The sequence below is a fragment of the Methylobacterium sp. D54C genome (assembly GCF_053345595.1).
Genome location: NZ_JBKFAK010000261.1, coordinates 1 through 282 on the forward strand (window position 1 = coordinate 1; position 282 = coordinate 282).

Annotated in this window: 1 pseudogene; it reads right to left on the reverse strand. The window is 75.2% G+C overall.

Annotated features, from left to right (window positions below):
* Positions 1 to 78 precede the first annotated feature (78 nt).
* Positions 79 to 282: pseudogene (locus tag ACLBYB_RS33435) on the reverse strand (type I secretion system permease/ATPase); the annotation flags it as partial.

The window sequence follows — 282 nt, forward strand, 5'->3', positions numbered from 1 at the left end:
CGGCGCCGTGCCGCCGCAAGGAGCGGCGCGTCTCGTATGTCGGATCCGTAGCCGGCCCGTCAGGCGTGCGATCCGTCGTCATGCGCCCCTCGTGGGCGTCTGCCGCGTCAGGGCGTTCAGCTTCGACAGAACTTCGTCGCGCGGGCCGTGCAGCTGCACGCGCCCGTCCCCGAGGACCAGGATGCGATCGCCCGCCGCCAGCGCGCTCGGCCGGTGCGCGATCACCACGACGATGCCGCCGCGGGCGCGCACGCCCTGCACGGCCGCGGACAGGGCGCGATC